The organism is Roseixanthobacter glucoisosaccharinicivorans, assembly GCF_043195095.2.
Taxonomy (GTDB): Bacteria; Pseudomonadota; Alphaproteobacteria; order Rhizobiales; family Xanthobacteraceae; genus NCEH01.
Window position 1 is genome coordinate 3,190,155 of the sequence record NZ_CM195538.1, and the last position, 22,682, is coordinate 3,212,836.

26 protein-coding genes and 1 tRNA gene are annotated in these 22,682 nt (G+C 64.2%); 9 read left to right on the plus strand and 18 right to left on the minus strand.

All coding sequences use genetic code 11. From position 1 onward, the window contains the following. Window positions 1-153: 153 nt before the first annotated feature. The 4 genes from V5F78_RS14860 to V5F78_RS14875 form a co-directional block, all read right to left on the minus strand. Window positions 154-822 (minus strand): glutathione S-transferase family protein, encoded by a 669-nt coding sequence (locus tag V5F78_RS14860; RefSeq protein WP_394071291.1) that lies wholly within the window; start codon window positions 820-822, stop codon window positions 154-156. Between the two features lie 66 nt (window positions 823-888). Next, complete coding sequence (locus tag V5F78_RS14865; protein WP_394071290.1) at window positions 889-1,554, minus strand: cysteine hydrolase family protein; 666 nt, start codon at window positions 1,552-1,554, stop codon at window positions 889-891. A gap of 37 nt (window positions 1,555-1,591) precedes the next feature. Beyond that, window positions 1,592-2,344, minus strand: coding sequence for an SDR family oxidoreductase (locus V5F78_RS14870; protein ID WP_394071289.1), 753 nt, complete (start codon window positions 2,342-2,344; stop codon window positions 1,592-1,594). Window positions 2,345-2,693: 349 nt separating this feature from the next. Then, window positions 2,694-3,599, minus strand: a complete 906-nt coding sequence (locus V5F78_RS14875) for a LysR family transcriptional regulator (protein ID WP_394071288.1) — start codon at window positions 3,597-3,599, stop codon at window positions 2,694-2,696. Window positions 3,600-3,726: 127 nt separating this feature from the next. Here V5F78_RS14875 and V5F78_RS14880 point away from each other — a divergent pair, with 127 nt between their 5' ends. Next, window positions 3,727-4,440, plus strand: a complete 714-nt coding sequence (locus V5F78_RS14880) for an SDR family NAD(P)-dependent oxidoreductase (protein WP_394071287.1) — start codon at window positions 3,727-3,729, stop codon at window positions 4,438-4,440. A 63-nt stretch (window positions 4,441-4,503) separates the two neighbouring features. Here V5F78_RS14880 and V5F78_RS14885 read toward each other — a convergent pair whose 3' ends face one another. Genes V5F78_RS14885 through V5F78_RS14900 form a run of 4 tightly spaced genes read right to left on the minus strand, consistent with a single transcriptional unit; the run spans window position 4,504 to window position 7,440 of the window. Next, complete coding sequence (locus V5F78_RS14885; protein WP_394071286.1) at window positions 4,504-5,217, minus strand: SDR family oxidoreductase; 714 nt, start codon at window positions 5,215-5,217, stop codon at window positions 4,504-4,506. Window positions 5,218-5,271: 54 nt separating this feature from the next. Next, entirely contained in the window at window positions 5,272-5,946 is a 675-nt protein-coding gene (locus V5F78_RS14890; RefSeq protein ID WP_394071285.1) for a peroxiredoxin-like family protein, read from the minus strand. A gap of 45 nt (window positions 5,947-5,991) precedes the next feature. Further along, window positions 5,992-6,762, minus strand: a complete 771-nt coding sequence (locus V5F78_RS14895) for an enoyl-CoA hydratase/isomerase family protein (RefSeq protein WP_394071284.1) — start codon at window positions 6,760-6,762, stop codon at window positions 5,992-5,994. A gap of 45 nt (window positions 6,763-6,807) precedes the next feature. Beyond that, the gene (locus tag V5F78_RS14900; protein ID WP_394071283.1) at window positions 6,808-7,440 is read right to left on the minus strand and encodes a glutathione S-transferase family protein; all 633 of its coding nucleotides are present in this window, start codon (window positions 7,438-7,440) and stop codon (window positions 6,808-6,810) included. 112 nt (window positions 7,441-7,552) lie between these two features. Between V5F78_RS14900 and V5F78_RS14905 the strand changes: the two genes are divergently transcribed. Further along, window positions 7,553-8,428, plus strand: a complete 876-nt coding sequence (locus V5F78_RS14905; protein WP_394071282.1) for a LysR family transcriptional regulator — start codon at window positions 7,553-7,555, stop codon at window positions 8,426-8,428. 66 nt (window positions 8,429-8,494) lie between these two features. On the opposite strand, the gene V5F78_RS14910 is transcribed toward V5F78_RS14905, so the two are convergent. Continuing rightward, on the minus strand, window positions 8,495-9,424 hold the full coding sequence (locus V5F78_RS14910) for a LysR family transcriptional regulator (protein ID WP_394071281.1): 930 nt from the start codon (window positions 9,422-9,424) through the stop codon (window positions 8,495-8,497). Window positions 9,425-9,536: 112 nt separating this feature from the next. Here V5F78_RS14910 and V5F78_RS14915 point away from each other — a divergent pair, with 112 nt between their 5' ends. From V5F78_RS14915 to msrA, 5 genes are all read left to right on the plus strand, one after another. Continuing rightward, a complete protein-coding gene (locus tag V5F78_RS14915; RefSeq protein ID WP_394071394.1) occupies window positions 9,537-10,085 on the plus strand; it encodes a carboxymuconolactone decarboxylase family protein in 549 nt (182 codons plus the stop codon). A gap of 91 nt (window positions 10,086-10,176) precedes the next feature. Continuing rightward, window positions 10,177-11,037 carry an alpha/beta fold hydrolase gene (locus V5F78_RS14920; RefSeq protein ID WP_394071280.1) on the plus strand — a complete coding sequence of 287 codons (861 nt, stop codon included), beginning with the start codon at window positions 10,177-10,179 and terminating at the stop codon, window positions 11,035-11,037. 170 nt (window positions 11,038-11,207) lie between these two features. Further along, window positions 11,208-12,158 (plus strand): alpha/beta fold hydrolase, encoded by a 951-nt coding sequence (locus tag V5F78_RS14925; RefSeq protein WP_394071279.1) that lies wholly within the window; start codon window positions 11,208-11,210, stop codon window positions 12,156-12,158. A 176-nt stretch (window positions 12,159-12,334) separates the two neighbouring features. Then, window positions 12,335-12,796 carry a peptide-methionine (R)-S-oxide reductase MsrB gene (gene msrB, locus V5F78_RS14930; RefSeq protein WP_394071278.1) on the plus strand — a complete coding sequence of 154 codons (462 nt, stop codon included), beginning with the start codon at window positions 12,335-12,337 and terminating at the stop codon, window positions 12,794-12,796. 3 nt (window positions 12,797-12,799) lie between these two features. Further along, window positions 12,800-13,315 (plus strand): peptide-methionine (S)-S-oxide reductase MsrA, encoded by a 516-nt coding sequence (gene msrA, locus V5F78_RS14935; RefSeq protein WP_394071277.1) that lies wholly within the window; start codon window positions 12,800-12,802, stop codon window positions 13,313-13,315. Window positions 13,316-13,465: 150 nt separating this feature from the next. Here msrA and V5F78_RS14940 read toward each other — a convergent pair whose 3' ends face one another. Together V5F78_RS14940 and V5F78_RS14945 are read right to left on the minus strand one after the other, a co-directional pair. Further along, window positions 13,466-14,227 (minus strand): ferredoxin reductase, encoded by a 762-nt coding sequence (locus tag V5F78_RS14940; protein WP_394071276.1) that lies wholly within the window; start codon window positions 14,225-14,227, stop codon window positions 13,466-13,468. Beyond that, a complete protein-coding gene (locus tag V5F78_RS14945) occupies window positions 14,224-14,841 on the minus strand; it encodes a sulfite oxidase-like oxidoreductase (protein ID WP_394071275.1) in 618 nt (205 codons plus the stop codon). Before V5F78_RS14945 ends, V5F78_RS14940 begins: the two co-directional genes overlap by 4 nt. A gap of 25 nt (window positions 14,842-14,866) precedes the next feature. On the opposite strand from V5F78_RS14945, the gene V5F78_RS14950 reads away from it, so the two are divergent. Next, entirely contained in the window at window positions 14,867-15,652 is a 786-nt protein-coding gene (locus V5F78_RS14950) for a DUF938 domain-containing protein (RefSeq protein WP_394071274.1), read from the plus strand. A gap of 93 nt (window positions 15,653-15,745) precedes the next feature. On the opposite strand, the gene V5F78_RS14955 is transcribed toward V5F78_RS14950, so the two are convergent. Both V5F78_RS14955 and V5F78_RS14960 read right to left on the minus strand, forming a co-directional pair. Beyond that, window positions 15,746-15,830: transfer RNA gene (locus tag V5F78_RS14955), tRNA-Leu, on the minus strand. Window positions 15,831-15,897: 67 nt separating this feature from the next. Continuing rightward, window positions 15,898-16,284, minus strand: coding sequence for a HesB/IscA family protein (locus V5F78_RS14960; RefSeq protein ID WP_394071273.1), 387 nt, complete (start codon window positions 16,282-16,284; stop codon window positions 15,898-15,900). Between the two features lie 160 nt (window positions 16,285-16,444). Between V5F78_RS14960 and V5F78_RS14965 the strand changes: the two genes are divergently transcribed. Beyond that, entirely contained in the window at window positions 16,445-17,443 is a 999-nt protein-coding gene (locus V5F78_RS14965) for a formate/nitrite transporter family protein (RefSeq protein ID WP_394071272.1), read from the plus strand. Between the two features lie 153 nt (window positions 17,444-17,596). Here the strand turns inward: V5F78_RS14965 and V5F78_RS14970 are convergent, their stop codons facing one another. From V5F78_RS14970 to sufC, 5 genes are all read right to left on the minus strand, one after another. Next, window positions 17,597-18,049 (minus strand): VOC family protein, encoded by a 453-nt coding sequence (locus V5F78_RS14970; protein WP_394071271.1) that lies wholly within the window; start codon window positions 18,047-18,049, stop codon window positions 17,597-17,599. 6 nt (window positions 18,050-18,055) lie between these two features. Then, on the minus strand, window positions 18,056-18,430 hold the full coding sequence (locus V5F78_RS14975; RefSeq protein WP_394044124.1) for an SUF system Fe-S cluster assembly protein: 375 nt from the start codon (window positions 18,428-18,430) through the stop codon (window positions 18,056-18,058). Continuing rightward, the gene (locus tag V5F78_RS14980) at window positions 18,427-19,674 is read right to left on the minus strand and encodes a cysteine desulfurase (protein ID WP_394071270.1); all 1,248 of its coding nucleotides are present in this window, start codon (window positions 19,672-19,674) and stop codon (window positions 18,427-18,429) included. The genes V5F78_RS14975 and V5F78_RS14980 overlap by 4 nt, the downstream gene beginning before the upstream one ends. A 784-nt stretch (window positions 19,675-20,458) precedes the next feature. Next, on the minus strand, window positions 20,459-21,799 hold the full coding sequence (gene sufD, locus V5F78_RS14985) for a Fe-S cluster assembly protein SufD (RefSeq protein ID WP_394071269.1): 1,341 nt from the start codon (window positions 21,797-21,799) through the stop codon (window positions 20,459-20,461). Window positions 21,800-21,809: 10 nt separating this feature from the next. Then, complete coding sequence (sufC, locus tag V5F78_RS14990; protein ID WP_394044127.1) at window positions 21,810-22,565, minus strand: Fe-S cluster assembly ATPase SufC; 756 nt, start codon at window positions 22,563-22,565, stop codon at window positions 21,810-21,812. Window positions 22,566-22,682 lie beyond the last annotated feature (117 nt).

Genomic DNA, 22,682 nt, shown 5'->3' on the forward strand with positions numbered 1-22,682 from the left:
CCGAGGAGCTTAAAGCTCTCTTCTGAGGTCTTGCGGGATATCTGCCTTGGCGACGACATCGATGCAATTAACTGTGGGACGTCGAGCTGACCGACGTCCCGTGAGTGACTTCCTGCGTCTGCTGCTGTGGCTCCACGCCTCCGACGCTCTCGATCAGGCGGCGAGGAGTGCCCCTTGCCTGGCGAGATGGGCTTGGAAGCGCTCGCCGTAGTCGGAGCCGACGGCGGCGATGACGCTGGGCCGAACTGCGAGGGCAGAGCGCCACGCCGACATGCGTGGCAGTCCGGCGAAAAATGCTTCACCGACACTTTGATCGAGCACATCGAAATACCGGAAGACTGGCGCGGTGACCGCATCGACCATGCTGAAATTCGTCCCCTCAAAGAAGGGGCCGTCACCCAGCTCGCCCTCAAGGCGCTCGAGTCTATCTCGCAATGCCGAGCCCTTCGAAGAAGCTGTGTCATCGTCCTTGGCGTTTAAAAATCCCCATGCCTCGCTCAGCATCGAGGAGATGAATTCGATCCAAGAGCGGTGGCGCGCGCGATCAAGGGGATCGAGGGGGTGAAGCCGCGGCCCTGATTGGCTCTCCTCCAGATACTCACAAATGACCATGCTCTCGAAGAGGACCGCCATGCGGCCGTCATCGCGGGCGACCTTGAGCACCGGCACCTTGCCCATGGGACTGAGCGCTAGAAACCAATCCGGCTTATCAGCCAGATCGATGTTGATCCGCTCGAATGGCACGTCCTTTTCGCCGAGCACGATTGCTGCGCGCTGCACAAAGGGACAAAGCGCATGACTGACGAGGGTGAGTTTGGACATGGTCACACCAGGACCTCCATTGAGGGCAGGAGCGCCCGAACTTCGGGGCGCGCGGGATGCGGCGTGTCAGAGATCGCCCTTGAGGAAGGCGGCGGTCGTCAGGGGGCGGCCGTAGAAGGGCGCGATGTCATTGACGAATGAGGTTTGCTGCTCGCGGGTGAAGGCGGCCGAGGCGTCGTAGATAACGCTGGCGTTGTAGCCGAGGTCATGGGCCTGGCGCAGGGTCGACTCCACGCACAGGTGCAGCGCATAGCCCATCAGGTAGATGTCCTCGATATGGTTGTTGCGCAAATAGCTGTCCAGCGTGGTGCCGCCAAAGGCGCTGCTGCCGGTGCGCTCGCGGATAACATATTCGCCCTCGCGCGGCTCGAAGCCCGGGAATATTTCCGCCTGCTTTCCGAGGAACGATTTGTACTGCGGCATCGTCGCGCGCAGTCCGTATTTTGCTTGACCCAGGACCTTGAAGCTCGGATCGAGCGTCATCGTGACATAGATTACCTCCATGCCGCGGCGATGCGCCTCGTCCAGCACCTTCCTTGCGTTCGCCTTGGATGCGTCGAACTGGGCGCGGTCCTTGAACTGGGCGTTGATGCCGCCGTCCGGCGCCATCCAGTCATTCTGGAATTCGATAAGGACCAATGCGCTCTTGGGCTGCGTTGGAGTGTGGGCGATGGCGGGGGCTGATATGGAGATCATGGCTGCGGTTAATAATCCGATCAGGAATTTGGTCATTGCTCTTCTCTTGAATTGAGGAGGATGAATTTCCAGCTCAGCCATTGAGGGTGCGGCCGCCGTCGACGACGATCTCGGCGCCCAGCGTCCAGCGGGACTCGTCGGAAGCGAGGTAGAGGACCGCATTGGCGACTTCCTCGGGCGTGCCGAAGCGGCCCGCAGGGATGGTCGCGCGAATGTCGCTGTCGACCTGCGCGCGGTAGGCGTCAGGGATGCCGAGCTTGTCGTAGAGCGGCGTTTCGACGGGGCCGGGGCTGACGGCGTTGAAGCGCACGCCGCGTTCCAGCAGTTCGGTCGACAGCGTCTTTGTCATGTTCAGGAAGGCGGCCTTCGTGGCGGCGTACACCGATGAACGGGCAGCTCCCACATGCGCGTTGATCGAAGTGTTGAGCACGACCGACGCCGGGTTGGCGAAAACGGGCAACAGCGCCTGAACGAGGAAATACGGGCCCTTGACGTTGATCGCGAAGGAGCGATCGAACGCCTCCTCGGTCCAGTCCTCGATCGGCTGCCAGACAGATACGCCGGCGTTCAGAAACGCGACATCGAGCTGGCCGAATTCGGCAGCGACCTTTCGAGCCAGGTCGCGCTGCGCTTCCACGTTGGCTGAATCTGCGCTGAGCACGGTGACGTCCGAGCCGAGTTCGATGTGCGCTCTGGCCAGTGTGTCCGGATTGACTCCGGTGACGATGAGACGGGCACCCTCTTCGAGGAAGCGCTTGGCGGTGGCCAGGCCGATGCCGCTCGTGCCGCCAGTGATTAAGATGCGTTTGCCGGAAAGGCGTGACATGCGGGTTCTCCTTAGTCGCGGGAGCCGGCGATGCCGCCCCTCTTCGCGCCTTGAGAGATGGACCTATACGCACATTGGCATAAGACACGCTGATTGCATATTATCCATACGACAGTCGTATAAATGCGGGGTGCGATGGATCGCTTTTTACTCATGCAATGCTTCGCGCGAACGATAGAAATCGGAAGGCCCGCAAAGGGCTGCGTCACCCCTATCCTGATCGGCCTGAGCCCCGGCTGCCGCGGTGTCAGCATCGAAGGAACGCAGCGGCTCAGGCAGCAACGTTGCCTCTTGTCCCAAGAGGCGGAGGCTAACGTCGCATCTGGATGGCCCCTGCTGCCGTCGCCGCTTAAGGCCTCGCGTGGCAGATCGCGGCGAGGCGTTGCCGGAGCCATCGGTGCCCCTGGTCCGCGTCGAGACGCGGGTGCCACATCAAGCTGATGGCCAGCTCGGGCGTGGAGACTGGAAGGTCGAACCCCTGCAGACCTTGCGCAATCGTTTGCCCACCGCATAGGCAGGAGCGCGGCACGAGGGCGACGAGGTCGGACTGACGAGCAATCGTCAGTGCATCAAGAAAGCCCGGTACGACCGTGACGACCCTGCGCTTCACACCGATTTCGTGAAGCGCCTCATCGACCGGACCTGTCCAAGCCCCCCGGCGCGATGCGACGACATGGCCGCAATCGGCGTAACGCTGTGGCGTCATCACCCCGTCGAGCAAGGGGTGCCCCAGCCGGACGGCGCCGATGAAGCGATCGCGCAAGATCACAATGCTGCGCATCTCCGGCGCGGAGGCGCCGGTCGTGCCAATTTCCAAGTCGATCAGCCCCTCCCGTAACGGCGCCGCATCCTTGTCGGGCTTCGGAGCAAAACGGAGTCGGACATGCGGCGCCTCGCGCAGGATCGCTCCAACGATCGCTGGGGCAAACAGCAACACAAAGCCTTCGTTGGCGCGGATCGTGAAGGTTCGGTCAAGAGACCTCAGGTCCAGAACCTCCGCGGGCGGCGTCAGCACCGCACGCGCGTCGCGGGCGAGGAGATGAACGCGCTCGGCCAACTGCTCGGCATGCGGCGTGGGCACCAGCGTGCGCCCTGCCCGCACCAGAAGAGGATCGCCGGTCGTCGCCCGCAGCCGCGCCAGCGTCCGGCTCATGGCGGAAGGGCTGAGACCAAGACGCTTGGCGGCGGAGGTGACGCTGCGCTCCGTGAGCAGGATGTCGAGTGCCGTCAGCAGATTGAGGTCGATGGGGATCATGGCACGATCATACCGTGGACATGTGCGATGTATAGCGTATAGCGCAACAGTACTTTGAATCAGATGCGTCTGGCGCATGTTCTGGACCGCTGCATATTCAGGCGGGCAAAAAGGAATGGATAGCCAGATGAACAGCTTCAACGGTGAGCGACGGAAGACGATCTTGATTGTCGGCGCGTCGCGCGGTCTGGGTCACGCCATGGCGCTAGAGTTCGTGAAGAAGGGCTGGCACGTCGTCGGAACAGTCCGCACAGGCGGCCGGACGGACCTACACGCGCTGGCCGACGCCAATCCGGGTCAAATCATGATCGAGCCGCTGGACATCACCGAGCCAGAGCAAATCTCCGCGGTGCACGAGCGACTGCGCGGACGCGTCCTGGATATCCTGTTCGTCAATTCCGGCATCGCCGATCGAGACGCGAGCATTCCGGCCGTCAAGGCCGAGACCGACGAATTCGTCCAGGTGATGCTGACCAATGCGCTCGGCGTGATGCGCGCAGTCGAAGGCCTTGAGGATCTTGTGGGCGCCGACGGTCTGATCGGCGTCATGTCGTCTGGCCAGGGCAGCATAGCCAACAACACCAGGGGCGGCTTTGAGGTCTATCGCGCAAGCAAGGCCGCGCTCAATCAACTCATGCGGAGCTATGCCGCCCGTCATGCCGACGATCCGCGAGCGACGGTTCTGATGGCGCCGGGTTGGATCCGCACCGGGCTGGGCGGACCGAACGCGACATTCAGCATCGAGGAAACCGTCCCGACCCTGGTCGGGACGCTCCTCGTGCAGCGTGGGAAACCCGGGTTGCGCTTCATCGACCGGTTTGGCGAGACCGTGCCGTGGTGATCAGTTAAGAGACGCAGGTCGGCGTTCGCTCTCGGCCGGCAATCTTCGGCCGGCGCGGTTGCTTCACAGCGCAGCCTTGCCGATCGACGCCCCGCCATCGACGTGAATCGTCTGGCCGGTCACGAACGCGGCCTCGTCGGACAACAAAAATGCAATCGTTGCGGCGATCTCCTCCGGCTTTCCGAAGCGTCGCATGGGGACGCCGGAAAGATACCGCGCCTCTCCCGCGCTGCCGACCGGATTGTTCTGACGGAACAGCTCGGTCTCTGTCGGCCCCGGTGAAACGGCGTTGACGGTGATGCCATGGGAGGCGAGTTCGAGGGCCCAATTCCTGGCAAAACTAACAAGCGCGGCCTTGGCCGCAGCATAGCTGGTACGTTCGACGCTGCCGAGCACTGTCAGACTTGAGATATTGACGATCCGGCCCCAGCCGCGAGCCTTCATGCCAGGCAACGCAGCCTGTGCAGCGATGAGTGCAGGGTGCAGATTGACCCGCATGACCTCTTCAAGGGTCGAGACCGCGATCGCTCCCAGCGGCTCGGCTCGCACCAGTCCGACATTATTGACCACGCTATCAACCGCGCTCCTTTCGACGATGTCGGCAAGCTTCTCGCCGGAGCCCGCCTCGGCGAGGTCGAGCAGGTGAAGCTTTCCGGGAAAGGTGTCGACGCTGTTGCGCGCTACGCCAACGACATCGTGCCCCTGGTTTGCGAGGCGATTGGCCAGCGCAAGGCCGATTCCCTTACTGGCGCCGGTGATCAGGACTCTTCTGTTCATGACAATATCCTTCGGCCCTGCTCTGAGGGAGCAGGGCCCATTGTTCGGTTTCGATCAGGCGGGGAGGCTGGTGGCGCGACGCAGCGCCGGCAGCATGTCTTCCGGCTCGGGACGACGGGTGTAGTCCGGGTTCACCTCGGCATAGAGGATCACGCCATCCTGGCTGACGACGTAGCGAGCGGGCATGGGCAGGGTCCAGCTCGGGTCGCCATTGAAGGCCGGCAGATCGTTCTTCAGCGACGTGTAGAGCTCGATCAGATAGTCCGGCATCTCAAACCGCAGCCCGAAGGCAGCGGCCACATCATTGTGCGGGTCCGACAGGATCGGGAAGGACAGCTTGTTCTGCCGCACCGATTTGCGGCTGTTGACGGGGTTCTGCGGCGAGATCGCCACGAGCTTCGCGCCCAGCGCCTCAAACTGCGGCAGCGCTTCCTGCAGGGCCTGAAGCTCCATATTGCAATAGGGGCACCAAACGCCGCGATAGAAGCTGATGACCAGCGGACCGCGCGCCAATAGATCGGCGGACGATACTGTGTTGCCTTCGGGATCCGAGAGCGTGAAGGCGGGCAGGCGGTCGCCAGCCTTCAGCGCACGCTTGGCCGCACCGGACGCAATCAACGCGGCGGTGGCGCGGCGCATCGTCTCGATCACCGAAGGGGGAACGTTATAGGGCGGCTTGCCTGCTTCGAAATCGGCCTTAAAGGCGTCGAGCTTGGATTGCAGTGTCATGATCGTGCTCCCTTGAGCTGGTGTCTGCAGCGGATGGACAGACGATCAGCCGTTGGCGGCCATGGAGCGGGCAACCTCCGCGGCGCTGATGCCCTCCAGCGCAAGGCCGTAGCCGGCGCCTTCGTCGACGATGCGGCGTAGCTTCTGCGTCAGGGCGATGCGGGTATAGCGGCTGGTCAGCGGCGGAAGGGCAGCCAGCTGCTCGGCAATTTCATGGGCGCGCGATAGCAGGCTCTCGGCCGGCACGATCTCATTCACCGCGCCCCACTCCTTTGCGGTCCGAGCATCGAGCACCTGGCGGGTGAGGATGAAATAGCGGCCGCGAACGCTGCCGATCACCTCCGGCCAAAGCAGGTTGACGCCGTCGCCCGGCACGATACCGAAGTCGAAATGCGGCTTGTCCTGGAAGACTGTCTCGGGTGTTGCCAGCACAATATCGGCAAGCAACGCATATTCCGAGTGCAGGAGGACAGGGCCGTTCAGGGCGGCGATCAGTGGCACCTCGATATCGAGGATGTTCATGAGGACTTTTTTGCCCTCGCGGAAGATCTTGTCGTAGCCGCGCGGAGAGAAGAAATCGAAGCCCTCGGGGCTGATTGCGTCCATGAAGGCGTCGCCTGAGCCGGTGAGGATGACGACATGGTTGTCGGGGTCGGAGCCGATCTGATGGAAGAGATCGACGAACTGCTCATGGGTATGGCCGTTGAAGATCAGCTTGCCACCATCGGTGTGCAACGCGACCTCCAGTACGCCGCTTTCGGAGCGGGTCAGGCGAGCATTGGGGAAGGAATTCTTGTAGGAATTGAAAGTGGACATGGTGGTTCTCCTGTTGGCTTGAACTGGATCGATGTTCGGAAAGGATCAGGCGGCAGGCACGATGGCCTCGACGCGGGCGATGGCGCGCTGGACAGCCGGCCGGGCGGCAACCTCGTCGTACCAGCGGGAAAGGTTCGGGCGGCCATCGAGCGTCAGGCCGGGAAACTGGCGGCGCCACAGCCAGCCGAAATGGGCGATGTCGGCGATTGTGAACTCATCCCCGGCGGCGAAAGCCTGACCAGCCAGGGTCGCATCGAGCAAACCGAGGATACGTTCGGCCTCGCTTGTGAAGCGAGCCTCGGCGATCGGCTGCGGCTCGGGCGACGAGCGCTTGAAGAAGCCAGCATTGCCGAAAGCGGGGCTCAAGCCCGAAGCGTGAAAGAAGATCTGCTCAAAGACACGGGCACGAGCAGCCCCGGTCTGCGGCAGCAGCTTGCCAGTCTTCTCCGCCAGGTAAACGAGGATGGCTGCGCTTTCCGTGAGTACAAACCGCTCGCCGTCCATTTCATCGACCAGTACCGGCACCTTGCCGTTCGGGTTGAGTGCAATAAAGGTCGCATCCCTCTGTTCGCCCTTGCGAACGTTGACCGGTTTCAGCTCATAGGCCACCCCCATTTCTTCTAGCGCGATCAATACCTTGACGCTGTTGGGTGTGGCGAATGCGTGAACCTCGATCATCTCTGCCTCCATCGGACGGGCTGTCGTTGTTGGAGTGAGTTATGACCATTCCTGTCGCGTTGCGGCAGAAGCCTTGAAGCGATATTGTTTATTCCTATGGAGAATAACCAATATGGACAGACTCCAGGCGATGACGGCCTTCGTACGGGTTGTGGAGACGGGTTCCTTCTCGGGAGCGGCCCGGCATATCGGCGTCGGCCAGCCGGCGATCTCGAAGACGATCGCGCAGCTTGAGGATCGGCTGCAGGTGCGGCTGCTGGTGCGTTCGACCCATGGCCTGACGCCGACGGATGCTGGACTTCGCTTCTACGAACGCGCCAAGACGGTGCTCCAGGAGGCAGACGAGGCGGAACTGGAGGCACGGGGCGCGGGAGCAGGCCTGACCGGTCGGCTTCGCGTATCGGCCGCGACCACATTCGCGAGGCTTCTGGTCGTTCCGCGACTGCCCCTCTTCCTCGCCCAGCATCCGGAACTGGAGATCGATATCGTCCTTGACGATCGTGTCATCGACCTCGTTTCAGAAGGCATTGATGTGTCACTGCGGATGGGTCAACTCCCCGACTCCGCGGCGGTGGCGCGGCGGCTGGCGCAAGGGCGTCGATCCGTCATCGCAACGCCCGCTTATCTCGAAAGGGCAGGAACGCCATCAGTGCCGGCAGAACTCGCGCAGCACGAGGCGATCGTTTACAGCCAGCTCGAAAACAGCTGGATGTTTCGCAGGGACGGAACCGAAGTGTCAGTCGCGATCCGTGGCCGTGTCAGAGTCAGTGCGGCGGAAGGCATCCGTGCGGCGGTACTTGCCGACATGGGGTTGACGGTCAACTCGGACTGGATGTTTGCCCCTGAACTGGAAAGCGGCGCCGCCGTTCGCGTGCTGGATGGCTGGGAGCTTCCTCCTGTCGACCTATGGGCGGTCTTTCCAACGGGGCGGCTGGCTAGCACCAAGGCACGCGCATTCGCCGAATTTGTAAAAAGCGGCCCCTTGTAGACCCGTGGCAATGCGTTCGCCCCCTCTGATGCCCGGGCGCCGTGTCCTGTCTGCAGGCGTTGGCCCTTATGCTTGTGCGGAGCCGGCAACATCCTGCGATATGCCCTGTAAGCGCTGCTGCAGGCGCGGCGCGACAAATTCGAGGAAAGCGCGCAATTTCAAAGGCTGCTGCTGGTGCGGGCCATGGACGAGATGAACCGGCATGGGCGGAGGTGCGTGGTCGACCAATATCGGCAAAAGCAGCCCCGCTCGAATGCTTGCCACCGCTTGGTAGGAAAGCAAGCGGGCGATCCCGACGCCCGCGACCGCGCCACCCACGACGCCGTCCGCCGTATTGACCGAGAAGCGCGGGTTGATCGTCACTTGCTGCTGGGCAGTCCCATCGACGAACGACCATTCTCGATAGCGTTGCAGGCCTTCAAAGGCGATGCAGTCGTGATCGGCGAGCGCCGCCGGTGAGTCCGGCTTGCCCCGCCGCGCAAGATAATTCGGGCTGGCGCAGACCACCGATCGGACCTCGCCGACCCTGCGCGCGACCAGACCGCTATCGGGAAGGCGACCGATCCGGACCGCGACATCGACGTGGCTTTCGATGAGATCAATGACGCTGTCGACCAACACCAGCCGCACCGTCACATCGGGATAGGCGGCCAGGAAATCGTGGACAATCGGTGCGACGTTGAGCGCGCCGAAGGCGATCGGCGCTGTCACGAGCAACTCGCCGCGCGGCGCGCGATATTCGCCCGAGGCTGCCCGCTCCGCTTCGGCAAGTTCCTCGAGCACCCGCCGTGCCGAAGCGACATAGGCCGTGCCGGCCTCGGTTAGCAGGAGTTTGCGGCTCGTGCGGACCACCAGCTGTGATCCGAGAAAGGTCTCGAGGTCGGAAACGCGCCGGCTGACCGTGGGAAGTGGAACATTGAGGGACCGGGAGGCAGCGGACAGGCTCCCGCCATCGACGGCCGCGAGCAGCGTGCGCATTGCCTCGAACCTGTCCATGGGGCCTCTCGTTTTGTGGAAGTGAGACTTTCGAATTTACCGCCTGCCCGCGATTTTCGGAAGGGGTTACACCAATTTGCAAGGGCGAGCCGGCCCGTTCAGGAGCCACCAAATGTCACGCATTCCCATTCCGAGCGCTGAAGGTGCTCCCCAAGCATCGCGTGCGCTGCTTGCCGAGGCGGCCCGGCGCCTTGGGGGGCTGCCGAACTTCTTTCGCATTGTGGCGAACAGCCCGTCCGCGCTGGAAGCTTTGGTTGGTTTCTACGGCGCGCTGGAGAAAGGCGCCCTTGATCCCCTCATCCGGGAACGCATCGCGCTCGCCGTGGCGGAAGTGAACGGCAGCGATTATTGCCTGTCCGCACAGACCTATCGGGTCCGCGAGATGCATCTGCTCGACGATACCGAGATCACCGCCAATCGGAATGGCGCCTCCAACGACATCCGGGCCAATGCGGCGGTGAGTTTTGCGGCCAAGCTGGCACGAGGGCGCGGCCAGGTGACGGATACCGACTTCGCCGCAGTGAAAGATGCCGGCTTTTCCGATGCCGAGATCGTGGAGATCGTCGCGCACGTCGCCCTTAACATCTTCGCCGGGACGGCCAACATCGCGCTGCAGACCGACATTGACTTCCCCCACATAGGCGCCCGCAAGGCCGCCTGATTTCCACGACCAGCCAAGCACTTGATGCAGACGGGCGAGCGGCGCCCTTCGCGCAAACCCTAACTCACGCCCATAAACAAGGAAATCCACCATGACCATTCGCTTCAATACTGTCGATGTCGATGGCCTCAAGCTGTTCTACCGCGAGGCTGGCGATGCGAGCCGCCCAACCGTGCTGCTGTTGCATGGCTTTCCGAGCGCGAGCCACATGTTCCGCGACCTGATCCCCGAACTTGCGGACCACTATCATGTCGTCGCCCCCGACCTGCCGGGCTTCGGCATGACCGAGCAGCCGGCCCGAGACCGGTTCTCCTATTCTTTCGAGAACATCACCAATGTCATCGACCGCTTCACCGAGATTCTCGGGCTGAGCAAATTCGCGATCTATGTCTTCGATTACGGCGCCCCGGTGGGTTTTCGCCTCGCAGTCAAGCATCCCGAGCGGATCACCGCGATCGTGACCCAGAATGGCAATACCTATCTCGAGGGCGTGTCCGACGCCTTCGCCCCGGTGCTGGCCTATTGGAACGAGCCGAGCCAGGCCAACCGCGACGCCCTGCGCGGCCTTCTGGCGCCTGAGACGACGCTGTTCCAATACACCCACGGCGTCGACGATCCGAGCAAGGTCTCGCCCGACGGACGTAATCTTGACGACTTCTATCTGGCCCGCGCCGGCAACGACGAAATCCAGCTCGATCTATTGCTCGACTACCAGAAGAACGTTGCGCTCTACGGCACCATCCAGGCCTATCTGCGGGAACATCAGCCGCCGCTGCTGGCGATCTGGGGGAAGAACGACCCGTTCTTCATTCCTCCCGGCGCCGAAGCCTTCAAGCGCGACGTCCCGGCGGCGGATGTCCGCTTCGTCGAGAGCGGCCATTTCGCTCTCGAAACCCATGCCGCCGAGATCGGCGCCGCCATGCGGGCGTTCCTGGCCAAGCATATCGGCTGATGTTCAGCCCGGGCGCCGCCCCTTCGGCGCCCGGCGATCGATGAAATCCGTTTCCAGCCGACACTGCTGACCCAGGACCCAAACGGGGATTTCGAGCGCGCGAAACGGGCTGCAGCAGAACTCGCCGGCAACCACGGCCGCGTCTAACCCAACCAAAGAGGAGAACTGTCATGCAAAGCCATCAAACCGAGGGGGCCGGCATCGCCACCACAGCGCAGGAAGCGGCTGCGGGAGTGATCGCGGCACCCCTCCACTCCATCAACGACACGACGACCTATCACCGGGTGGAAGTGGATGGGGTCGGGGTCTTCTATCGTGAAGCCGGGCCGAAGGACGCGCCCACGCTGGTGTTGCTCCACGGCTTTCCGACTTCGTCGCGCCAGTATGAGACGCTGATCCCGCTCCTGGCGCCGAAGTACCACATCATCGCAGCAGACTATCCGGGCTTCGGCCAGAGCGACGCGCCACCGCCCTCGGCCTACGACTACAGCTTCGATAACCTCGCGGCGACCATGACGCGGTTGCTGGAGCTGCTGGGGATCGACAGCTACGCCCTCTACATCCACGATTACGGTGCACCGGTAGGCCTGCGCATGATGCTGGCCCAGCCGGAGCGGCTGCGGGCGCTCATCACCCAGAACGGCAATGCCTATACCGAAGGGCTCGGACCGAAATGGGCGAGTATTGCCGAGTTCTGGGCCGATCCCGAAGCGCATCCTGAAGTGGTCGACGCCTTTCTTTCCCATGAGGGCACAAAACAGCGCCACATCGCGGGCAGCCGGCACCCCGAACGTTACGACCCCGCACGCTGGACCGACGAATTCGCACATCTGTCGAAACCCGGCCAGCGGGAGATCCAGACAGCGCTGCTCTACGACTACCGCACCAACGTCGCCTCTTATCCTGCCTGGCAGGCCTGGCTCCGCACGCGTCAGCCGCCGACATTGATCGTCTGGGGCGCCAACGATCCGTCCTTCATCGCCGCAGGCGCCGAGGCGTTCAAACGCGACCTCCCGCAAGCCGAGCTTCATCTGCTCGATGCCGGGCATTTCGCGCTCAGCGAACAGAATGACGCGGTGGCACGGGCGATGTTGGCGTTCTTGGAGAGGGTTCTCGCCTGAATGCCGTAGTGGGGCCGACGCCGAAGCGGATTGCTCGCACTGATGCTTTCCCATAGGCGCTCGCCGATTGTTCTTCATCGGCGAGCGCCGCCGACGTCAGAAGCCGACCGTCCAGAGCCTCAGGCGGTTCTCGCAAATATCCGAGTGTTCTACATGAGGTTCGGAAGGAGAAAGTCATGAAGAACACTGGTTTCATCAAAAACCCCGAGGCCGTGGCCGCGCTCTCGCCGGAGCAATACCGCGTAACCCAGGAAAACGGCACGGAACGTCCCTTTAAAAACGCCTATTGGGACAATAAGGAACCGGGCATTTATGTGGATGTGGTCTCCGGCGAGCCGCTTTTCGCATCCGTGAACAAATTCGATAGCCGCTCCGGCTGGCCGAGCTTCACCAAGCCGATCGAAGGCGCGAAAATCGTCGAGCATTCCGACCAGAGCCACGGCATGCGCCGGACCGAAGTCCGCTCCGGCCACGGCGATAGTCATCTCGGCCACCTCTTCCCGGATGGTCCCGCAGCCGAGGGCGGGATGCGCTATTGCATCAACTCGGCGTCATTGCGCTTCATCCATCTCAACGATCTCGATGCGGAAGGTTATGGTGAGTACCGGCGCCTGTTCGAGAACGACGGAAAGGCTTGAACCATGACAGACAAGACACAACGCGCGGTTTTGGCTGGCGGCTGCTTCTGGGGCATGCAGGATCTGATCCGCAGGCAACCGGGTGTTGTCACCACGCGTGTCGGCTATTCGGGGGGCGATGTGGCTCATGCCACCTATCGCAACCATGGCACCCATGCCGAGGCGATCGAGATCATCTTCGATCCCGCTCTGACAAGCTACCGCCAGATCCTGGAATTCTTTTTCCAGATACACGATCCGACTACGAAAAACCGGCAAGGCAACGATGTCGGCGCAAGCTATCGCTCCGCCATCTTCTACACCGATGACGCGCAGAAAGCCGTGGCGCAGGAGACGATAGCCGATGTGGAGGCTTCCGGCCTCTGGCCCGGCAAGGTCGTCACCGAAGTCTCGCCCGTAGGGGATTTCTGGGAGGCCGAGCCGGAGCATCAGGATTATCTGGAGCGCATCCCGAACGGCTATACCTGCCACTTCATCCGGCCGGGCTGGAAGCTGCCGCGCCGCGTCGATGCGGCCTGACTCCCGGACCGGTTGGACCTAAGACCTGATGAGCGCCGGGAGCCCGAAGACCGGCGTCCGGCGCTTCGTCACATAAAGCTCCCAGCTTCACAGGCGGGATCGTCGGTGAACAGAGTTCGCCGCGCTGCGCCCGGTGGATCGGCAGAGCCCCTATGATCGTATCGCCCCCGTGGGTCCAAACCGCTCCGTGCGCACGGTGCCGGCCATATGGCCCATCGCGATGAGATGCGCGGCAATCGTTTCGACGAATGCCGATGGCCCGCAGACATAGACGTCGGGATTGCCGGCAGGGAGGAATTTCCGCCGGGTGAGCATGACCCGGCCGATCCTGCTTCGCTCTCCGGTCCATCCCGAAGGGGCGTGGCGGGTCAATGTGTGGGTGAGCGTGAAGTTGGGGAGTTGGGCAGCGAGCTGATCGAGTTCCGCGCGATAGATGATCTGGTCGACGCTGCGCGAGGAATAAAGCAGCCGGGCCGGCTCCGTCGCGCCGGCCGCGGCGCGCGAGCGCAGCATCGACATCAGCGGCACGATGCCAGAGCCGCCCGCGATCAGAAGCAATCCATAATCATGCTCGGCGGACCAGGCGAAATAGCGTCCGATAGGTCCGCGGATCTCAATCTGGTCACCGACCCGCAGTTCCTCATGGAGGAAGCCTGAGACCTCTCCATCGGGCACGGCTTCGATGGTCAACTCGACCAGCGGCCCCCCACCGGCGGCGGACGCAATCGAATAGCTGCGCTGGGCGACATAGCCATCCTCGGCGGTGAGGCGCAGGTCGACATGTTGTCCCCCGAGATGGCCGGGCCAGCCGGGAACGTGGAAGCTGAAGGTCTTCACCGTCGGCGTCTCGTCGCGGATCGCCGTAACCGTTGCGACGCGCCATTGCGCGGCGGCCGTTGCCGCGTCGATCATCCGTCGCCCTCATAGCGCTGCTCGCGCCACGGATCGCCGCGCAGATGATAGCCCTGCGATTCCCAGAATCCTGGCGTGTCCGCCTCGCGAAAGGCGAGGCGCCGGACCCATTTCGCGCTTTTCCAGAAATAGAGATGTGGCACCAGCAGCCGGGCCGGGCCGCCGTGCGAGGGAAGCAGCGGCAGATCGTCGAAATGGGTCGCGATCATCGCGCGCGCGTCGATCAGATCGGGGAGGAGCAGGTTGGTCGTGTATCCGCCGTCGCAATGGGCCATCAGGAAACCGGTCGGCGCGGCATCCAGGCCGACGGCGCGCAGGAGGTCGTCGATGGTAACCCCGCGCCAGCGCGTATCGAACTTGGACCATTTGGTCACGCAGTGAATGTCCGCTGTGATTTCGGTCTGCGGCAGGGCCTCGAACTGCTCCCAATTCCAGCGGCCGAGCAGCGCCCCGCGATGCTGAAGGGCAAGGCTCCAGCGATCGAGCTGGGTATTTTGCGTGGGTCCGGCCGTCAGCACGGGGAACTCCGGCGTCAGGAATTGGCCCGGCGGCAAGCGCAGGCGATCGGCCTCGCCGCCGCGGCGCTTGCCCTTGAAGCCTCTGGTGACAAGCATTCAATCCTCCTCGTCGGATCGCCGGATGCAGGATCCGACGACCTATGGCGTCGAAATGATCGCGGCAAGGGACTTGGCCTTGCGGGCAAAGCGGCGGGAGACGATACCTAATGGGGGCGCGCCGTCCGGCCGCCTCCGACGCCCTTTGGGAAAAGGTCCGCCGCGATTCGAGGACAGATCTGAAATGCGCTGCGAAACCGTGGAAATGCGGGCCGATGGCCTGATCATCAGCCCATCGGCTGAACGGAACAAGGGGCCCATCGCTGAGATTCTCATGCGCCTGTTACCGGCGCAGGGCGAGGTGCTGGAAGTGAGCAGCGGCACCGGGCAGCATGTTCTTCACTTCGCCCAAGCGATGCCGCATATCCGCTGGCAGCCGACCGAGCGCGATCCCGGCTCGCTGGAAACGATCGCGACCCGGCTTCAGCAAACCCCCATGCCCAACGTGGCGGCGCCCTGCCCCCTCGACGTTCACGATGCGGTCTGGCCCGTCGAGACCGTGGCGGGCGTGGTCTGCATCAACATGATCCACATCGCTCCGCCCTCTGCGACAGGCGCCTTGTTGCACGGCGCAGGCCGGGTCCTCCCGCAAGGTGGCCTCCTGTTTCTCTACGGGCCCTACCGCCGCGCCGGACAACATACCTCGCCCGGCAACGAGGCCTTCGACGCGCGTCTGCGGGCGGAAAATCCGCAATGGGGCATCCGCAATCTTGAAGATGTGGTGCTGCTTGCGCGGGAAGCAGGTTTCGATCTGGAGCAGGTCCACGACATGCCCGCGAACAATCTTTCGGTGGTTTTTCGCAAGCGCTGAAGCACGCGGAAGGGAGGAGCGCCGGAGAGCTACCGGCAAACGAGCGGCTATGCCGCTCGCGCCAGCACGCCCGCTCGGCCTTGAGGGCCGGACTGGTGCGGACGGCGGGACTCGAACCCGCACGCCTTGCGGCGCAAGATTTTAAGTCTCGTGCGTCTACCGATTCCGCCACGTCCGCCTTCAGCTGCGCGGACCTTATGCGAGAGATTGCGCGCCGACAACCGCTGCCATGCAGCGCGGGCGATTCAGGCGCGGCCTTCCAGCTGCTCGGTGGTGACTGGCGTGATGGCGACCGACTCGCCGCAGCCGCAGGCCGAGGTCTGGTTCGGATTGTTGAACACGAACTGGGCCGACATCTTGTCGGTCTTATAATCCATCTCGGTGCCCAGCAAAAACAGGATCGCCTTGGGATCGACGATCACTTTCACGCCCTTGTCCTCCACCACCTCGTCGCGCGGTGTGATTTCCGGCGCATAATCAAGGGTGTAGGACATGCCGGCGCAACCGCCGTTCTTGACGCCCACGCGCACGGCTTCGGCCGGCGGCTCCGAGCGCGCCATGATCTGGCGAATGCGTTCGGCGGCGGCATCGGTGATGCGCATGACGGGCGGGCGGGGACGCAGGGCAGCCATTCTTCACAACTCCGAACCACGCCGGTTCAAGGCCGGCGGATAAGTGCATCTAAAATGGGGTAGCCCGACGCTCCCGGCAAGGGCCGTGCACGCAGGGGCCGCATGCGCCATGCAACCGAAATCGTGCCCACGCGTTCAGCTTGGCAATAGGAGCACGAGCATGGCGGTACGCGCGACGGCGGCGGGGGCGGTGGAGGAAGGCGAGGAGCACACCCTGGAGGAGGACGCGCCCAAGGATCTCTCCGCGCAGGAGCATGCGCAGGTGGAGGAGCATCGCAACCTGCGCCCGCTGGCGGTCTATGAGGTGATCCGCCGCGAAGGCGTGGACGAATTGCGCCGGCCGCTGGCGAGCCTGTGGTGGTCGGGGCTCGCGGCCGGGCTTTCCATCGGCTTCTCTGTGGTCGCCGAAGCCGCCCTGCATGCCCATCTGCCCGACGCGCCCTGGCGGGCGATCATCGAGAGCATCGGCTATTCGCTCGGCTTCCTGATCGTAATTCTCGGGCGTTACCAGCTCTTTACGGAAATCACGCTCACCGCCGTCCTGCCCGTTCTGGCGGAGCCCACGCGCAGCGCGCTGGCGGCACTGGCGCGTATCTGGGGCGTGGTGTTCGCCGCCAATATGGTGGGCACGGCGATCTTCGCCATCCTGCTCTCCACCCGCTTGATCCTGCCGACGGAGATCGACGAAGCGATCCTCTCGCTCTCGCGGGAGCTGGCAACCCTCACCCCCACCGATGCGCTGGTGCGCGGCATCGTTGCGGGCTGGCTGGTGGCGACCGTGGCTTGGCTGCTGCCGAGCGCGGAGCATTCCCGCGTCATCATCATCGTTGCGCTCACGGGGCTGATCTCGCTGCTCCAGTTGTCCCATGTGGTTTCGGGCTCGGTTGAGATTTTCTACCTCGCGGCGCTGGGCGAAATCGGGATCGGCAGGGTGCTGGGTGGCTTCATCCTGCCCTTGCTGGTGGGCAATGTGATCGGCGGCGCGGCCCTGTTCGCCTTGCTCGCCTACGGGCAGGTGAAGGACGAGATGAAGGAGGACGGACCCACGGAAAGTCCCGCCGACGCTGGGGCGCAGGGGCCTGTCCAAGCCGGGGAAAGGCGCGCGGCAAAGCGGCCCGCGAAGACGGCCGGAACGCGGGCCGCGCGCCCCAAACCGTAAAAATGTTTCACGTGAAACAATAACTTAGAGTAGACGAACAGTGGTTTGGTGACGCTTCTCCGCGCCATTGCGGCAGACCAAACCGGCCTTTAACCCGAATATTCACCCTGTTCTTCGGCGCGGAGGAGTTGGCAGGCCGGGCGCGCCCTGGCGTCAATAATTCGGCCACAGGCCAGGGGTCGCGAGTTCCAGCAGCGCGCCGTCGGGATCGCGGAAATAGAGGCTCACGCCGCCCTTGGGCCAGACCATCTCCCCTTCGATGGGGATGGCATGGCGCGCGAGATGGGTGCGCCAGCCGGCCAGCGTGTCGGCGGCGATGGCGATGGCGACATGGGCGCGGCCCGAGGCGTCATGGGGCGGAATGGTGCCGCCCGGCAAGCTCACGGTCTCGCTCGCCGCGCCACGCTTGAACAGCAGCAGCACCGTGCCGCCGAGGGCATAAGCGCGGAACCGGGCGTCGGCCAGCATGGGGGAAAGGCCGAGCACGCCTTCATAGAAGGCAGCGGCGCGCGCCAGATCCGCCACATAAAGGCCGGTCTCCAGGACTGGCCCCAGAGGAGGCGCCACAGGAGGGACAACGGGTGGCGCGGTCGTTTCGCCGGCCACCACAATTCACCAGAGATTGAGAGTGGCGCGGGCTTCTTCCGACATGCGGCCCTGGTCCCAGGGCGGGTCGAAGGTGATTTCCACCGTGACGCCGCCGACGCCTTCCACCGTGTTCACGGCGTTCTCCACCATGCCCGGCAGTTCGGCCGCGGAGGGGCAATTGGGCGTGGTCAGCGTCATCTCGACCGCCACCGAGCGGTCGTCGGCGATGTCCACCTTGTAGATCAGCCCCAGCTCGTAAATGTCGACCGGGATTTCGGGATCATAGACGGTCTTCATGGCCGCGACGATGTCGTCGGTGAGACGCGCCAGTTCGGCTTCCGGAATCGTGGATTTGATTTCCGGGGCGTTCGGGGTGTCGTTTAGCGCCGTTTCCGTCATGCGAACAGATCCTGCGCCTTCAGCAAGGCCGCCGCAAGGCGGTCCACATCGGCGCGCGTGTTGTAGAGAGCCAGGGAGGCCCGGCAGGTGGCCGTGGTTTCATATCGGGCCAGAAGCGGCTGAGCGCAATGGGTTCCCGCGCGCACCGCGACGCCGTAGCGGTCCAGCACGGTCGCAACGTCATGGGGATGGGCATTCTTCATCTCGAACGAGATGATGGCGCCCTTGTTCGCCGCCGTGCCGATGATGCGCAGGCTGTTCATGGCGCCGAGCACCTCGTGGGCATAGGCGGAGAGTTCCCGTTCGTGTGCCTCGATGCGCTCGCGGCCGAGCGAAGTCATATAATCCAGCGCCGCGCCGAGGCCGATGGCCTGGACGATGGGCGGGGTGCCGGCCTCGAAGCGGTGTGGCGGCGCGGCGTAGGTCACGCGATCCTCGCTCACCTCCCGGATCATCTCCCCGCCGCCCTCATAGGGTGGCATCTGGGCGAGCAGGTCGAGCTTGCCGTAGAGAATGCCGATGCCGGTGGGGCCATAGAGCTTGTGGCCGGTGATGGCGAAGAAATCGACATCCAGGTCGCGCACGTCCACCGGCATGTGGACCGCGCTCTGGCACCCATCCACCACCACTTTCGCGCCCACCGCATGGGCGGCGCGGGCGATCTCCTTGATGGGCGTCACCGTGCCGAGCACGTTCGACATCTGGGTGATGGCGACGATCTTGGTGCGCGGCGTCAAAAGCTGTTCGAACGCCTCGAAGTCGAACGAACCGTCCTCGCGCACCGGCGCCCATTTGATGATGGCGCCCTTGCGCTCGCGGAGGAAATTCCACGGCACGATATTGGAATGGTGCTCCATGATGGAGAGCACGATCTCGTCACCCGCCTCAATCGACTGGCCGAGGGAGCTGGCCACCGTGTTCAGCGAACCGGTGCCGGAGCGGGTGAAGATGATTTCGTCGATGCTGGCGGCATTGAAGAAGGCGCGAATGGTCTCGCGCGCCGCCTCATAGGCTTCCGTCGCCGCATTGGCGAGATAATGCAGCCCGCGATGGACGTTGGAATATTCGAACTCATAGGCGTGCCGCATCCGGTCCAGCACCTGCACCGGCTTCTGGGCCGAGGCGGCATTGTCCAGATAGGACAGCGGATGGCCGTTCACCTCCATCGAGAGGGCGCGGAAATCCGCGCGCACCGTCTCGACGTCATAAGTGCCGTTGGCCACTGCGGGATGCGTCTTCGTCATGGATATACCCTTGCCGGATGCCCCCCTCTCCCGCGTGCGGGGAAGGGTCGGGGTGGGGGCCTGCCCGGCGACATCCTGTCGATCCCGAACCTGTGCCGCACCTTCCCCCTCCCTAACCCTCCCCCGCGAGCGGGAGAGGGGACCTATAGAACCCTCACCCTCCCCCACGCGCGGGAGGGAATTCACCGTTCTTCCGTAAGCGGCGCGGAGGGACCGATTGCCCCCTCTCCCGCTTGCGGGGGAGGGTTGGGGTGGGGCTGTCTCGGATGGACTCCTGCCGGTCCCGAACCCGCCGCACCTTCCCCCTCCCTAACCCTCCCCCGCAAGCGGGAGAGGGGACCTATAGAACCTTCACCCTCCCCCGCACGCGGGAGAGGAAATTCACCGCTCTTCCGTAAGCGGCGCGGAGGGACCGATTGCCCCCTCTCCCGCTTGCGGGGGAGGGTTGGGGTGGGGGCTGTCTCGGATGGACTCCTGCCGGTCCCGAACCCGCCGCACCTTCCCCCTCCCTAACCCTCCCCCGCAAGCGGGAGAGGGGACCTATAGAACCTTCACCCTCCCCCGCACGCGGGAGAGGAAATTCACCGCTCTTCCGTAAGCGGCGCGGAGGGACCGATTGCCCCCTCTCCCGCTTGCGGGGGAGGGTTGGGGTGGGGGCTTGCCCGGCGACGTACTGGCCGCGCCAATGAAGAACCGCACCTTCCCCCTCCCTAACCCTCCCCCGCAAGCGGGAGAGGGGACTTCGCGACCGTTACGCTCGGGCGGAGAGGGAACCAGGCCCAGCTCAGCCCGCCCGCGTCTTCAGCCAAGCCTCGGCGCGGGCGATCAGGCTGTCGCGCAGATCGTCATTTTCCACGAATTCCAGCGCCTCGCCCACGAACGCCTGGATCAGCATGGCCTCGGCTTCCTTCGCCGGAATGCCGCGCGCCTTGAGATAGAACAGCAGGTCCTCGTCGAGATCGCCCGCCGTCGCGCCGTGGCCGCACTGCACATCGTCGGCGAAGATCTCAAGCTCGGGCTTGTTGTCCATCTCGGCGGTCTCGCCGAGCAGCAGCGCCTGGCTCATCATGCGCCCGTCGGTCTTCTGCGCGTCCGGGCGCACCACGATCTTGCCCTGGAACACGCCGTGGCTCTCGTCCGCCAGCACGGTCTTGAACAATTCGCGGCTCTCGCAATGGGCCACCGCATGGTCCAGCAGAAGCGTCACGTCCGCATGCTGGCGCCCCTTCAGCAAGGTGACGCCGCGCAGGCCCGCCTGTGAGCCGGTGCCCGAGAAGCGCCCGTAGACGCTGAGCCGCGCCGCCTGGGCGCCCGAGGTGAGGCCGAACGTGTGGAACCGCACGTCCCGGCCGATATCGGCCATGAAGGTGCCGAGATGCAGCGCCTTGTCGCCCTCCTCCTGGAGGCGGACGTAATCGAGATGGCTCTCGTCGCCGGCGAACACCTCGATGGCATCGTTCGCCTGATAGGACACGCCGTCGCGGCCCTGGAAGCTCTCGATCAGCGTGACGGCGGCGCCCACGCCCACATCCAGCAGGCTGCGGGAATAGGTGGCGGCCGGATCGTCCAGGGTGAACACGTGGGCGATATGGAGCGGCCGCGCGATCTTCGCGCCGTCCGCCACATGGATCACCACGCCCTCGCCCAGGAAGGCGGTGTTGAGCGCGAGCGCGCCGTCATAGCGCTGCGGCGCCAGCGTGCCGAGCTTCTCCACCGCGCCATGCCCCTTGGCGATGGCGCTGCCGAGCGGCATGACGGACAGGCCGGGCTCAAGGCCGACCAGGTCCGAATGCTGGCGATCCAGCACGCCATTGACGAACAGGATGCGGCGCGCGCCGGGGAAGGTGACGGCGCGCAGATGCCCTTCGGCTGCGGCGCTGTCGGAGATCTGCGTGACCGGGGCGAAGGCCTCGCGCAGCAAAGCGCGCAGGTCGGTATATTTCCACTCCTCCACCCGGCGATGCGGCAAGCCGTTCTCGCGGAACGACGCGAGCGCGGCTTCGCGCACTTCGCCGAGGCGGGCGGCGAGCGGGCCGCTCAAGGCGTCCTGCGCCACGCGCGCGTCCAGGGTGACGAGCAATTGGTCTTCGGCGGCCGTTCGGACCGGCTGGTTATGGATGGTCATGATCCGATCCTCACGCCGCGTCCTGGCCGTAGCCGGCATAGCCGGAGGCTTCCAGCTCGTGCGCCAGTTCCTTGCCGCCGGTCCGCACGATGCGCCCCTTGTGCATCACGTGCACCACGTCCGGCACGATATGGTCCAGCAGGCGCTGGTAATGGGTGATGACGACCATGCCGCGCTCGGGGGAGCGCAGGGCGTTGACGCCCTCGGACACCACCTTCAGCGCGTCGATGTCGAGCCCGGAATCGGTCTCGTCGAGGATGCAGACCTTCGGCTGGAGCAAGGTCATCTGCAGGATTTCGTTGCGCTTCTTCTCGCCGCCGGAGAAACCCACGTTCACCCCGCGCCGGAGCATCTCCTGGCTGATGCCGAGATGGCCGGCCTTCTCCTTCACCAGGCGCAGGAACTCGGGGGTGGAAAGCTCTTCTTCCCCGCGCGCCTTGCGCTGCGCGTTCAGCGCCGTGCGCAGGAAGGTCATGGTGGCGACGCCGGGGATCTCGATGGGATATTGGAACGCCAGGAACAGGCCGGCGGAGGCGCGCTCTTCCGGCGCCATGTCCAGCAGGTCCAGCCCGTCCAGCAGCGCTTCGCCGGCGGTGACCTCATAGTCAGGCTTGCCGGCAAGGACATAGGAGAGCGTGGACTTGCCGGAGCCGTTCGGCCCCATGATGGCGTGCACTTCGCCGGCCTTCACGGTCAGGTCGAGGCCCTTGAGGATCTCGTTGTCGTCGATGCGGGCGTGCAGATTCTTGATTTCGAGCAAAGCCATGTTCAGTTCCATTCGTCAGACTGCGGCGGCCGGAATCCGCGCGGCGTCTTTGGCCTCACGCGGAACGGCGCCGCGACATTTCATGTCGGGCGGCGGGCCGCGCCCCGCATCGGGGGC